Raw genomic sequence first — 12,067 nt, forward strand, 5'->3', positions numbered from 1 at the left:
CGCCCCGTCCCGATGCTTCCCGCGCCGGCTGCGCGGGTGCGTGTGCAGGCACGGCCTCCCGTGTGACACCCTGGACCCGGCCGACGCCCGTCGTGCCCCCAGGGGAGGGGAACTGCATGGACCTGCGCACCACCGTCACCCGCGCCGCCACCGGCGTCGGGGCACTCGCCCTCGTGCTCGGTGCCGCCGCCTGCACCGGCGGGGACGACGAGCAGCCGACCGCGGCGCCCACGCAGACCGCCACCACCTCCGAGGCGGCACCGCAGCCCAGCGACGGTGGCGGCGACGTCACCGACGAGGACCTCACCGCCGCGGCGGACCGGTTCATCGAGTTCCTCCAGGCGATGGACGACGGCGACTGGGATGCCGCCTGCACCCACGTGCTGGACCCTGAGACCGGCACCGCCCCGGAGGGCGAGCGGCTGCAGCTGTGCGCCGAGCGGGGCGAGGCCGTGATGGGGGAGTACGGGGATGTGCTCCAGCCCGGCACCTTCGACGACGTGGACTCCTCGATGGTCATCGCCCAGGAGGCGGGCGACGACACCCTCGCGCTCTCCGTCGCCGGCGAGCCGATGGACATCCCCATGGTCCGCGGTGACGACGGGCAGTGGTACCTCTCCATCCCGTTCTGAGCCGTTCCGTTCTGTACCGCCGTCCCCCATGGGGACTTCTCCCCAGCGACGCGGAGGCGGTTCCCATGGCACCCTGTGCGCATCCGGGGTGGGCCCGGGAACCGAGGAGGACGACATCATGAACGCATTCACGCGACGGACCGCCCGCGGCCTGGCGACCGGGCTGGGGGCGTTGGCCCTCGTCGCCGGTGCCTCTGCCTGCGGCGGGCTGGACGGGCTCACCGGGGGCGGCGACGAGCCGACGGCCGTCGAGGAGAGCGCCGACGCCACGGACGAGAGCACCGCCGAGAGCACGGACGATGCCGGCACCGAGGACGCCGGCACCGAGGACGGTGCGACCGACGACGCGACGGATGAGGCGACCGACGACGCGACGGACGAGGCGACCGACGACGCGACGGACGAGGCGACCGACGACACCGCCGCGGGCGAGCCCCTCTCCGAGGAGGACCTCACCCTCGCCGGCGATCGCTTCTACGTCTTCCTCGAAGGCATCGCGCAGGTCGACCCCGAGAAGGCCTGCTCCGTCGTGCTGGACTACGAGACGGGCGAGCCTGCCACCGGTGACGGCCTGCAGGCCTGCATCGACAGCTTCGGCGAGGTCGAGGACGAGATCGATCCCGAGACGGCGGCCCTCCTGGACCGTTCGATGATCGACACCGTGGACAACGGCGACGGCCGCGCCGAGGTCACCTTCATGGGCGAGTCCGGGGACATGTACATGGTCAAGGCGTCCGACGGCCAGTGGTACATCCAGGCTGACTCCTCCTTCTGACCCGCCGCTGGCCTGACTCGCCGCTGGCCTGACCCGCCGCCGGCGCCACTGCTGATCACCGGGCACCGTCCGCACTGTGCGGACGGTGCCCGGTCTCGTCCCGGCTGAGGCAGACTTGGACCATGGGACATCTCCACGACGACGTCATCCGCACCGTCTCCGACCGGGACGTGCGGTTCATCCGCCTGTGGTTCTGCGATATCGCCGGGACGCTGAAGTCCATCGCGATCTCGCCGGCTGACCTCGAGAACGCCTTCGCCGAGGGGATCGGCATCGACGGCTCCACCATCGAGGGCCTGACCCGCAGCTACGAGTCGGACATGCTCCTGCGCCCGGACCCCGCGACCTTCGAGCTGCTCGCCTGGCGCGGGGACACCAACGCGACCGGGCGCATGATGTGCGATGTCCTCACGCCGGACGGCGAGCCCGCCGCCTCGGACCCGCGCCGCGTCCTGAAGGACACCCTCGCCCGCGCCGAGGAGAAGGGGCTGGAGTTCTCCACCCACCCCGAGATCGAGTTCTACCTCTTCGAGGAGCCCTACGAGCCCAGCCAGCCGCTGCGCCCCATCGACCACGCCGGCTACTTCGACCACGTCCATCGCGGGCAGGGCCAGGACTTCCGCCGCGCCGCCATCCAGCACCTGGAGGCGATGAACATCCAGGTCGAGTACTCGCACCATGAGAACGGCCCCGGCCAGAACGAGATCGACCTGCGCTATGCGGACGCGCTGACCACCGCGGACAACATCGTCACCCTCCGCACCGTGGTCAAGGAGGTGGCCCTGTCGATGAACCAGGTCGCCACCTTCATGCCCAAGCCCATGATCGACCAGCCCGGCTCCGGCATGCACACCCACCTCTCCCTCTTCCAGGGCGGGAAGAACGCCTTCCACGAGCCCGGCGCCGAGTACGGCCTCTCGCGGCTGGGCCGGCAGTTCATCGCGGGCCTGCTGCGCCACGCCCCCGAGTACGTCGCGGTCACCAACCAGTGGGTCAACTCCTACAAGCGCCTGTGGGGCGCGCAGGAGGCGCCGAGCTACATCTGCTGGGGCCACAACAACCGCTCCGCGCTGGTGCGCGTGCCCTTCCACAAGCCCACCAAGGGCACCAGCTCCCGCGTCGAGTTCCGGGGCCTGGACTCCTCGGCGAACCCTTACCTCGCCTTCGCCGTGCTGCTCTCCGCGGGCCTGGCCGGGATCGAGGGCGAGTACGAGCTGCCTGAGGGCGCCGAGGACGCGGTGTGGGACCTCACCGAGCGCGAGCGGCGCGCCATGGGCATCGAACCGCTGCCCACGGACCTGTTCCGGGCGCTGGAGGGCTTCGAGGGCTCCGAGCTGATGGCCTCCACCCTCGGCGAGCAGGTCTTCGAGTTCTTCCTGCGCGACAAGCGCCAGGAGTGGGAGCGCTACCGCGAGCAGGTGACCCTGTACGAGCTCAGATCCACCTTCTCCCGGGTCTGAGAGGAGCGCCGTGAGCACCACCAGCGGAGGGCGCGAGCCCGCCACCACCACCGGGGCCCTGGCGCGCCTGGGCTTCAACCGCACCGACCGCGTCCAGCGGTTCCTGTCCGAACCGGCCCTCGCAGGGCTCGGCGAGGGCGCGGCGGAGGCGCTCGGCGCGACGGCCGACGGGGACGACGCCGTGCTCGGCCTGTTGCGTCTGGCCGAGTCCGCGCGCGACGCCGAACAGGGGAAGATCCTCGAGGAGTTCCTCGGGAGCGTGGGCACCGCGGGCACGCCCGGGCACCGGCTCATCCGGCTGCTCGGCCAGTCCGTCGCCCTCGGCGACGTTCTCGCCCGCCACCCCGAGCGGCTGGACGTGCTGCGCGAGGGCGACGACGAGCTCATCACCCCCTCCGCCGAGGTGCGCGAGACCCTGCTGCGCGCCGTCGGCGCCGACCCGTCGGCCGCCGTCCCCGTCGCCGACGGCTCCGGCCGCGAGGTCCGCGACGCCCTGCGCACCGAGTACCACCTGCGCCTCGCGCAGATCGCCGCGGCCGACGCGAGCGCCCCTGACCCCACCGTTCTGCAGCCCCAGGTGTCCGAGGCGATCAGCGACCTCGCCGACGCGGCCCTCGAGGCCGCCGCCGCGATCGCCCGCGCCACCATCGACGGGCAGGAGAAGGTGCGCTGGTCCGTGATCGCGCTCGGCAAGACCGGCGCCCGCGAGCTCAACTACATCTCCGACGTCGACGTCATGCACGTGGTCGCACCCGCCTCCGACGACGTCGAGGAGGAGGACGTGATCACGGTCGGCAGCGCGCTGGCCCGCGAGCTCGCCCGCGCCTGCTCCGAGCGCACCGGCGAGGGGTCCCTGTGGCAGGTCGATGCGAACCTGCGCCCCGAGGGCAAGGACGGTCCGCTGGTGCGGACCCTGGACTCCTACCGCCGCTACTACACCGAATGGGCGAAGTCCTGGGAGTTCCAGGCCCTGCTGAAGGCTCGCGCCGCCGCCGGGGACCGGGGGCTCGGGGGCGAGTACGAGCAGATGGTCGCGCCCTGGGTGTGGCAGGCCTCCACCCGCGAGGGCTTCGTCGAGGACACCCGCGCCATGCGCCGCCGCGTGGTCGCCCACATCCCTCGCGCCGAGGTGGACCGCAACATCAAGCTCGGCCCCGGAGGGCTGCGGGACGTGGAGTTCACCGTCCAGCTGCTGCAGATGGTGCACGGCCGCGCCGACGAGGGCGTCCAGGGCCGCTCCACCCTCCAGTCCCTCGCGAGCCTCGGCGAGGGCGGGTACATCTCCCGCGAGCACGTGAGCGAGATGGACGAGGCCTACCGGTTCCTGCGATGCGTCGAACACCGCCTCCAGCTGCACCGCCTGCGCCGCACCCAGGTGCTGCCCACCGCCCAGAGCGACCTGCGCCGCCTCTCCCGCAGCCTCGGCCTGTCCACGGACGACTTCACCAAGCGCTATCAGCGCACCCGCCGCCGGGTCCGCCAGCTGCACGAGGAGATCTTCTACCGTCCGCTGCTCCTGACCGCCTCCCAGCTCTCCGACGGGCAGATCCGCCTGAGCGAGGAGGACGCCGAGGCGCGACTCTCCGCGATCGGCTACCGCGATCCGGGCCGGGCGCTCGGCCACATCACCGCGCTCACCGAGGGCATCTCCCGCCGCGCCAAGATCCAGCGGCAGCTGCTGCCGGCGATGCTCGAGTGGTTCTCCGACGGCATCGACCCCGACATGGGCCTGCTCGCCTTCCGCCGCCTCTCCGATGCGATCGGTTCCGCCCACTGGTACCTGGGGCTGCTGCGCGACTCCGGCCTCGCCGCGAAGCGCCTCACCCGGGTGCTCGCCGCGAGCCGGTACGTCGGCGAGCAGCTCGAGCAGATCCCCGAAGCAGTGCGCTGGCTCGCCCGCGATGAGCAGCTCGTGCCCCTGTCCCGCGAGGTGCTGGGCCGGGAGTTCCTCGCCGTCATCACCCGGGTGGACACGGTCGAGGAGGCGCGGGACGTGCTGCGCCGCACCCGCAACCGCGAGCTGCTGCGCGTGGCGCTGGCGCACCTCACCGGGGTCGCCTCCCCGCGCGAGGTGGCCCTCGCCCTCACCGACCTCGCCGAGGCCGTGCTCGAGGCCGGGCTGCTGGTCGCCTACCACGTCGTCGCCCGCGATCGTGGCGCGGTGGGGGAGGACGCCGGCACCCTGGACGGCGCCGGGGAGGTCGACGAGTCCACCGCCCCCATGCTGCGCGAGCGGCGCACCGATCCCGCCCGCGCGCTCGGTGTGGAGCTCACGATCCTGTCGCTGGGCAGCTTCGGCGCCCGCGAGATGGGCTACTCCTCCGACGCGGACGTGCAGTTCATCGCCCTGGACCGCGGAGCGGGCGACGCGACGATCGAGATCACCAATGCGGTCGCCGCGGAGATCCAGAAGATCCTCAACGCCCCCTCCGCCCGCTCGGACATGAAGGTGAACGCGGACCTGCGCCCCGAGGGGAGGATGGGTCCGCTCACCCGCAGCCTCGCCTCCTGGCGGGACTACTACCGCCGCGACGCCGAGACCTGGGAGAAGCAGGCCCTGCTGCGCGCCCGCGTGGTCGTCGCCTGCGAGGCCGTGGCCGAGGAGCTCACCGCCGAGATGGACCGCCACCGCTACCCCGACGGCGGCCTCTCCCGCACCGACCGCCGCGCCATCACCCGCATGAAGGCGCGGGTCGAGTCCGAGCGCCTGCCCCGGAACGCCGACCCCTCCCGGCACGTGAAGCTCGGCCGCGGCGGCATGACCGACGTGGAGTGGTGCACCCAGCTGCTCACCCTCGAGCACGGCCACGACGTGGAAGGCCTGCGCACTACCGGCACCCTCGACCAGCTCGAGGCCGCCTCCGCCCAGGGCCTGCTCGAGGCCCGCGAGGCGGGGGAGCTGCGCGAGGCCTGGATCCTCGCCTGGCAGATCCGCCGCGCCCTGTTCCTGTGGAAGGGCCGCGAGGGCGACGTGCTGCCGACGGACCGCAACGACCTGCGCGCCCTGGCGCGCCTCATCGACGGGCCCGACGGCACAGCCGCCGAGCTCGAGGACCGCTACCTGAAGCTCACCCGCCGCTCCCGCCTCGTCGCCGAGCGGATCATCTTCGACGGCGAGGTGTGAGCGGGCCGGTGTGATCCGTCGGCGGGCGTGAACCGGCTGCCGGTGTGATCCGTCGGCCGGATCCCGGCGCGTCGGCCGCCCGGCCCGAGCCCCGGCGGGCCCGTCGGCGTACCGTGGGAGCATCCACGTCCCGCGCCGCGCGGTGTGCACCGGCCCGTCGGCCGGAGCGCCGAGGCGCCTCCCGCAGTCCCCGAGGATCCATGACCACCCCCTCCCTGAGCGCCGACACCCCGCGCGGCCGCATGTACCGCCTCGAGCCCGAGGGCCCGCTGATGTACCCCTCGATCACCACGGTCGCGGGCATGCGCGCCAAGGACTTCCTCCAGGACTGGTACGCCACCATGGCCTCGAAGCGGGCCCTGGACATGTACGCGTGGCTCGATCGCAACCCCGACCGCGCCGCCGCGGAGATCTCCCGCGTCACCCGCGACCGCTGGGGCACCCAGAAGCGCATCGCGGCCGCAGCCCCCGAGTACACCCGCACCGCCGCGGACTTCGGCACGCTCGTCCATGCGGCCTGCGAGGACTGGGGCCGCTCCGGCTCCCGGCCGACGGGGGAGCGGGTGGGCGAGATCGCCGAGGAGATGCGCACCGCGCAGGGCGCCTTCGCCGCCGAGAAGGACTCCGCTGATCTGATCCGCCGGGCGGACGTGCGCCTGGACGGCTACGGCCGGTTCCTCGACGACTTCCAGCCCGAGTTCCTCGAGGTCGAGCAGACGGTCGTGAACCACACCGTCGGCTACGCCGGCACCACCGACGCGATCGTGAAGATCGGCAACACGGTGCTGAGCGCCGACATCAAGACCTCCAAGAAGGTCCGCGGCGACTACGCCCTGCAGGGCGTGGCCGTGTGCCGGGCCGAGCTGCTGCTGGACGAGGACGGCTCCACCCGCGAGATGCCGGACCTCACCGGCGCGTTCATCGTGCACCTGCCCGAGAAGGGGGGCTACCAGGCCGTGCCGCTGCGCACCGGGGACGCCGAGTTCGAGGTGTTCCGCTCGCTGCGCACTGCATGGTCCTTCGAGCCCGACGAGTGCGCGCTCGAGCCGGCCGGCGATCCGAAGGCGCTCATGCTCTCCCTGTTGCGCACCAAGGGCGGCCTCGGCGGCATCGACTCTCTGGGCTGACCGGATCACGGCGCCTCTGAGGCCCGCCAGAAGCGCCACCACTGCAGAAGGTCTCACCGGGTGAGACTTTCTGCAGTGCTGGCTCCCTGACGCCGCTCTGCGCCCCCTCTTGCCGCGCATTGAACAGACGTATAGGCTGTTGAACGTCAGTTCAGTCGGGGTCCGACGGGCTACGCGTTGCCGAGGGAGGCCCGATGACCGCGTCCGAGCATGTCGACTCCCAGCTGCCCGCCGACGAGCGGATCCTCCGGGCCGCACTGCACCGCTTCGCCGCAGAGGGGCTCGGCGCCCCGCTGCGGGCGGTCGCCGCCGACGCCGGGGTCAGCGCGGGGCTGATCATCCACCACTTCGGCTCACGCGAGAACCTGCTCGAGGCCTGCGACCAGCGCGCGCTCGAGGTGACTCGGCAGGAGAAGGGCTCGCTCATGACCGGCGGGACCACGGCGATGTTCGCCCAGCTCGCCGACGCCGAGACCTACGCCCCCGAGGTCGGCTACGTGCTGCGCCGCCTGCAGGCCGGCGGTCCGCTCGTCACCGCCCTGGTCGACGACTTCGTGGACGACGCCGAGGAGTACCTCGACGCCGGTGTGAAGGCCGGCCTCCTCAGCCCCAGCCGCGACCCCCGCGCCAGGGCCCGGGTGCTCACCGAGACCGCGCTCGGGGCCCTGCTGCTCCAGCTGCCCGCCCAGCGCGCGCAGATGGACCTCGAGGAGCTGCCCCGGTGGCTGCGCTCCTACACGGAGCAGCTCATGGTCCCGCTGCTCGAGCTGTACACCACCCCGCTGCTGACCGACTCGACCCTGCTGGACGCCTACCTCGCCCACGCCGGCAAGTCGGCGGCCGCACCGCCCGGGACCGCGCCGACCGATGCATCACCGACCAGCACCACCCCGCCCGAGACCGACCCGCCCACCGACAGGAGCACGCCATGACCTCCACCGAAGCGGCCGTCACCGTCCGCGACCTCACCAAGACCTTCGGGAAGGCCCGGGCGCTGGACGGCTTCAGCCTCACCGTCCCCACCGGCCAGGTCACCGGCTTCCTCGGCCCGAACGGCGCCGGGAAGTCCACCACGATCCGGATCCTGCTCGGCCTGCTGCGCGCCACCTCCGGCACCGCGAGCGTGCTCGGCATGGATCCCTGGCGAGAGTCGGTCCCGATCCACCACCGTCTCGCCTACGTCCCCGGGGACACGAACCTGTGGCCGAACCTCACCGGCGGCGAAGCGATCGACGTGCTCACCCGCGGCGAGACGGGGGAGCGGCACCGCACCCGCCGCGCCGAGCTCATCGAGCGCTTCGAGCTGGACCCCACCAAACGCGCCCGCACCTACTCCAAGGGCAACCGCCAGAAGGTCTCCCTGGTCGCGGCGCTGTCGCGGGACGTGGACCTGTACATCATGGACGAGCCCACCTCGGGCCTGGACCCCCTGATGGAGGCGATCTTCACCGACGAGGTGCGCAGGCTCCGCGAGGCAGGACGCACGGTCCTGCTCTCCAGCCACATCCTCGCCGAGGTGGAGAAGCTCTGCAACACCGTCACCATCATCCGCGCCGGCAAGGACGTGGAGAGCGGCACCCTGGCGGAGCTTCGCCACCTCACCCGCTCGACCGTCACCGCCACCACCGCCGCGGACCCCGCACCGCTCACCCGCCTGCCCGGCGTGCACGACCTCGTCGCCGAGCACGGCCGCCTCCGCTTCGACGTCGACGACGCCGCCGTCCACGACGTGCTGCCGCTGCTGACCGCCATGGACGCGAGCGGACTGACCATCACCCCGCCCTCGCTCGAGGACCTGTTCCTGCGCCACTACGGCGACGAGCTCGCCCCCGCCGGGACCGCTGCCGAGGAGGCGTCATGACCACCGCCGCCCCGCCGAGGCCCGTCGGCCGCCGCGGCGACGGACCGACCCACCGCCGCGATCGCGAGAGCGCCTCGCCGCTGACCGGCACCGGTGCGCTGCTGCGCCTGTACCTGCGCCTCTCGCGCCGCGCCGTGATCATCTGGACGCTCGCGATGCTGGTGTCGGTCCCCTCCTCGATCCTCGCCATGAAGCAGGCCTATCCCGACCAGGCGGCGCTGGACGCACGGGCGCAGCTGCTGGACAACCCCTCGGCCGTGATGATGACCGGGCCCTACTTCGCCGGCACCCGGTACACGTTCTGGGCCATGGTCACCAATGAGCTCTTCCTCTGGGTGCTGATCGCGGTCGCGATCATGTCGATCCTGCTCACCGTGCGCCACACCCGCACAGAGGAGGAGGCGGGCCGGCTCGAGATGACCCGGGCCCTGCCCACCGGGCGCCTCGCCCCGTCGGCCGCGGCCTTCGGCGTGGTGCTGGTGGCGAACCTCGCCGTGGGCGCCGCGACCGCGGCCGGGGCGCTCATGATCGGCGGCCCCGTCGCGGACTCCCTTGCCCTCGGCGCCGCGACCGCGCTCACGGGGCTGGTGTTCGCCGCGATCGCGGCGGTGACTGCCCAGATCGCCGAGCACGCGGGCACCGCCTCCGGGATGGCGCTCGGGATCATGGCGCTCGCGTTCATGGTCCGCGGGATCGGCGACGTCATCGACCGTGAGGGCTCGAGGCTGTCCTGGTTCTCGCCCTTCGCCTGGGCGCAGCAGACCCGCATCTACGTGGACCTGCGCTGGTGGCCGCTGCTGGTCTCCCTCGCCGCGACCTTCGCCCTGCTGGCCCTCGCCGGTGCCCTCTCCCGGCGCCGCGACGTGGGCGCCGGGCTCCGCGCCGCAAGGGCCGGACGCGCCGGGGCCTCCGCCGGGCTGCTGCGCCCCGGCGGTGTCGCGCGGCGTCTGCTGCGCTCGGCCCTGCTGGCCTGGGGCATCGGCCTGTTCCTGTTCGCGATCGCGTTCGGGGCCCTCGCCTCCTCCCTCGGCGACCTCATGGACCAGGTGCCCGAGTTCTCGCAGTGGGCACCGATCACCCTGGACGACCTCACCGGCTCCTTCTCCGCGTTCGTGCTGCAGATGCTCGCGATCGGGCCTGTCGCCCTGCTCGTCTCCGCCGTGCTGAGGATGAAGGTCGAGGAGCAGGCCGGCCGCCTCGCCCCGCTGCTGATCGCCGGAACCTCCCGCACCGCCCACGCCCTGTGGTGGTTCCTCTCCGCGTTCGTGGGAACCGCGGTGATGCAGGTGGCGCTCGGCCTCGGCGTGGGCCTCGGCGTGTGGGCCGCGACCGAGCAGACCCGCTGGATCGGGGACTTGACCCTCGCCTCCCTCGCCTACCTCCCCGCGATCACGCTGGTCGGCGCGCTGGCGCTCGCGCTGTACGGGCTGAGCCTGCGCAGCACGGGCCTCGCCTGGCTGGTGGTCGTCTACACCTCGTTGGTCGTGTTCCTCGCCGACATGCTCGGTCTGCCCGACTGGGCACGCGCGATCTCGCCGCTGGACCACGTCTCGCTGGTGCCCAGCGAGGACCTCCGGGTCGCACCGCTCATGGTGATGGGCGCGGCGGCCGTGGTGCTCGTGGTGGTCGGGATCCTGGGTCTCCGCCGACGGGACCTCGCGGCCGGGTGACGGCGCCCGTCGGGCACAGGGATGACGGCCGACGGGGTTGACCGGTCAAGTCCCTGGAAGTGGTGTAGCGATCCTTCGCTGATTGGTCAGGCGGTCAGGGCGGGCAGGGAGCTTGTGGTGACCTCCTCGGTGCTGGTGTCGGGGACGAGGTTGAGGCGGCAGCGGGCGAGGACGTCGAGGCCGAGGTAGCGGCGTCCTTCGGCCCACTCGTCGGTCTGTTCGGCCAGGACCGCGCCGACGAGGCGGACGATCGCTTCGCGGGTGGGGAAGATGCCGACGGAGTCGGTGCGGCGACGGATCTCCTTGTTCAGCCGTTCGGTGGGGTTGTTCGACCAGATCTGGACCCACACGTCTTTCGGGAAGGCCGTGAACGCGAGCAGATCCGCGCGGGCGGCATCGAGGTGCTCGGCCACGGCCGGGAGCTTCTCGCTGACGTAGTCCAGCAGCCGCTCGAACTGGGCGTTCACCGCTGCTGCGTCGGGCTGGTCGTAGACGCTGTGCAGCATCGCTTTCACCGCCGGCCACATGCTCTTCGGCGTCACGGCCATGAGGTTCGCGGCGTAGTGGGTGCGGCACCGCTGCCAGGCCGCCCCGGGAAGGTGCGCGGCGATCGCCTCCACCAGTCCCGCATGCGCATCGGAGGTCACCAGGCGCACTCCGGCGAGGCCGCGGGCGACGAGGTCGGCGAAGAAGCTGTTCCAGGCCGCTCCGGTCTCGCTGGTCGCGACCCGCATGCCGAGGACTTCGCGGTGCCCGTCTGCGTTGACGCCGGTGGCCAGCAGGACGACGGCGTTGGTCACGCGCCCGCCCTCACGGACCTTCATCGTCAGCGCATCGGCGGAGACGAACGTGAATGGCCCGGCCTCGTCCAGGGGACGGTGGCGGAACTGCTCGACGTGCTCGTCCAACGACTCCGCCATCCGGCTGACTTGCGACTTCGAGAGCGAGTTGATGCCCAGGGTCTTCACGAGCTTGTCCATGCGGCGGGTGGAGACACCGGCGAGATAGCAGTCCGCGACGACCGTGATCAGGGCGGATTCGGCGCGCTTGCGCCGCTCGAGCAGCCACTCGGGGAAGTAGGTGCCGGTGCGGAGCTTGGGAACGGCGACGTCGATCGTGCCGACGCGGGTGTCGAGGTCGCGGTGGCGGTAGCCGTTGCGCTGCGCAGAACGACCAGCGCTGGGCCGGCCGTACTCCGCGCCGGCGACAGCGTCTGCGTCCGCGGAGAGCAGGGTGTTGATCACGTTCTGGAGCAGGCTGCGCATCAGATCCGGGGACGCTTCGGCCAGGGCTTCACCGAGCAGGCCGGAAGGGTCGACAATGTGGGGAGCGGTCATCGTGATGACTCCGTTCGAGAGTGCTGTGAGAGGTTCACTCGAAGGATCACACGGTGGCCGCGCCCACGTCCGAGACGATCA

9 protein-coding genes are annotated in these 12,067 nt (G+C 72.2%); 8 read left to right on the plus strand and 1 reads right to left on the minus strand.

Annotated elements, in window-relative coordinates; genetic code table 11:
- Positions 1-116: 116 nt before the first annotated feature.
- The 8 genes from HNR70_RS05945 to HNR70_RS05980 all read left to right on the plus strand — a co-directional run bounded on the left by HNR70_RS05945 (position 117) and on the right by HNR70_RS05980 (position 10,649).
- A complete protein-coding gene (locus tag HNR70_RS05945) occupies positions 117-632 on the plus strand; it encodes a hypothetical protein (protein WP_184324840.1) in 516 nt (171 codons plus the stop codon).
- A 118-nt stretch (positions 633-750) separates the two neighbouring features.
- Positions 751-1,407 (plus strand): hypothetical protein, encoded by a 657-nt coding sequence (locus HNR70_RS05950; protein ID WP_184324841.1) that lies wholly within the window; start codon positions 751-753, stop codon positions 1,405-1,407.
- A 122-nt stretch (positions 1,408-1,529) separates the two neighbouring features.
- The gene (locus HNR70_RS05955) at positions 1,530-2,867 is read left to right on the plus strand and encodes a glutamine synthetase family protein (RefSeq protein ID WP_184324842.1); all 1,338 of its coding nucleotides are present in this window, start codon (positions 1,530-1,532) and stop codon (positions 2,865-2,867) included.
- 10 nt (positions 2,868-2,877) lie between these two features.
- On the plus strand, positions 2,878-5,991 hold the full coding sequence (locus HNR70_RS05960; RefSeq protein WP_184324843.1) for a bifunctional [glutamine synthetase] adenylyltransferase/[glutamine synthetase]-adenylyl-L-tyrosine phosphorylase: 3,114 nt from the start codon (positions 2,878-2,880) through the stop codon (positions 5,989-5,991).
- 200 nt (positions 5,992-6,191) lie between these two features.
- Positions 6,192-7,118 carry a PD-(D/E)XK nuclease family protein gene (locus HNR70_RS05965; RefSeq protein ID WP_184324844.1) on the plus strand — a complete coding sequence of 309 codons (927 nt, stop codon included), beginning with the start codon at positions 6,192-6,194 and terminating at the stop codon, positions 7,116-7,118.
- Between the two features lie 194 nt (positions 7,119-7,312).
- Positions 7,313-8,050 carry a TetR/AcrR family transcriptional regulator gene (locus HNR70_RS05970; RefSeq protein ID WP_184324845.1) on the plus strand — a complete coding sequence of 246 codons (738 nt, stop codon included), beginning with the start codon at positions 7,313-7,315 and terminating at the stop codon, positions 8,048-8,050.
- Positions 8,047-8,979, plus strand: a complete 933-nt coding sequence (locus HNR70_RS05975; RefSeq protein ID WP_184324846.1) for an ABC transporter ATP-binding protein — start codon at positions 8,047-8,049, stop codon at positions 8,977-8,979. The genes HNR70_RS05970 and HNR70_RS05975 overlap by 4 nt, the downstream gene beginning before the upstream one ends.
- Positions 8,976-10,649, plus strand: a complete 1,674-nt coding sequence (locus tag HNR70_RS05980) for an ABC transporter permease (RefSeq protein ID WP_221421099.1) — start codon at positions 8,976-8,978, stop codon at positions 10,647-10,649. Before HNR70_RS05975 ends, HNR70_RS05980 begins: the two co-directional genes overlap by 4 nt.
- An 86-nt stretch (positions 10,650-10,735) precedes the next feature.
- Here the strand turns inward: HNR70_RS05980 and HNR70_RS05985 are convergent, their stop codons facing one another.
- Entirely contained in the window at positions 10,736-11,986 is a 1,251-nt protein-coding gene (locus HNR70_RS05985) for an IS256 family transposase (RefSeq protein WP_184324847.1), read from the minus strand.
- Positions 11,987-12,067: the final 81 nt, after the last annotated feature.

The sequence above is a fragment of the Brachybacterium aquaticum genome (assembly GCF_014204755.1).
GTDB lineage: Bacteria > Actinomycetota > Actinomycetes > Actinomycetales > Dermabacteraceae > Brachybacterium > Brachybacterium aquaticum.

What these genes read in the sequence shown, in the direction of transcription:
- HNR70_RS05950 (WP_184324841.1), top strand. Translation starts at nt 751, where the DNA reads ATGAACGCATTCACGCGACGGACCGCCCGCGGCCTGGCGACCGGGCTG.
- HNR70_RS05965 (WP_184324844.1), top strand. Translation starts at nt 6,192, where the DNA reads ATGACCACCCCCTCCCTGAGCGCCGACACCCCGCGCGGCCGCATGTAC.
- HNR70_RS05945 (WP_184324840.1), top strand. Translation starts at nt 117, where the DNA reads ATGGACCTGCGCACCACCGTCACCCGCGCCGCCACCGGCGTCGGGGCA.
- HNR70_RS05985 (WP_184324847.1), bottom strand. Translation starts at nt 11,986, where the DNA reads ATGACCGCTCCCCACATTGTCGACCCTTCCGGCCTGCTCGGTGAAGCC.
- HNR70_RS05975 (WP_184324846.1), top strand. Translation starts at nt 8,047, where the DNA reads ATGACCTCCACCGAAGCGGCCGTCACCGTCCGCGACCTCACCAAGACC.
- HNR70_RS05970 (WP_184324845.1), top strand. Translation starts at nt 7,313, where the DNA reads ATGACCGCGTCCGAGCATGTCGACTCCCAGCTGCCCGCCGACGAGCGG.
- HNR70_RS05980 (WP_221421099.1), top strand. Translation starts at nt 8,976, where the DNA reads ATGACCACCGCCGCCCCGCCGAGGCCCGTCGGCCGCCGCGGCGACGGA.
- HNR70_RS05955 (WP_184324842.1), top strand. Translation starts at nt 1,530, where the DNA reads ATGGGACATCTCCACGACGACGTCATCCGCACCGTCTCCGACCGGGAC.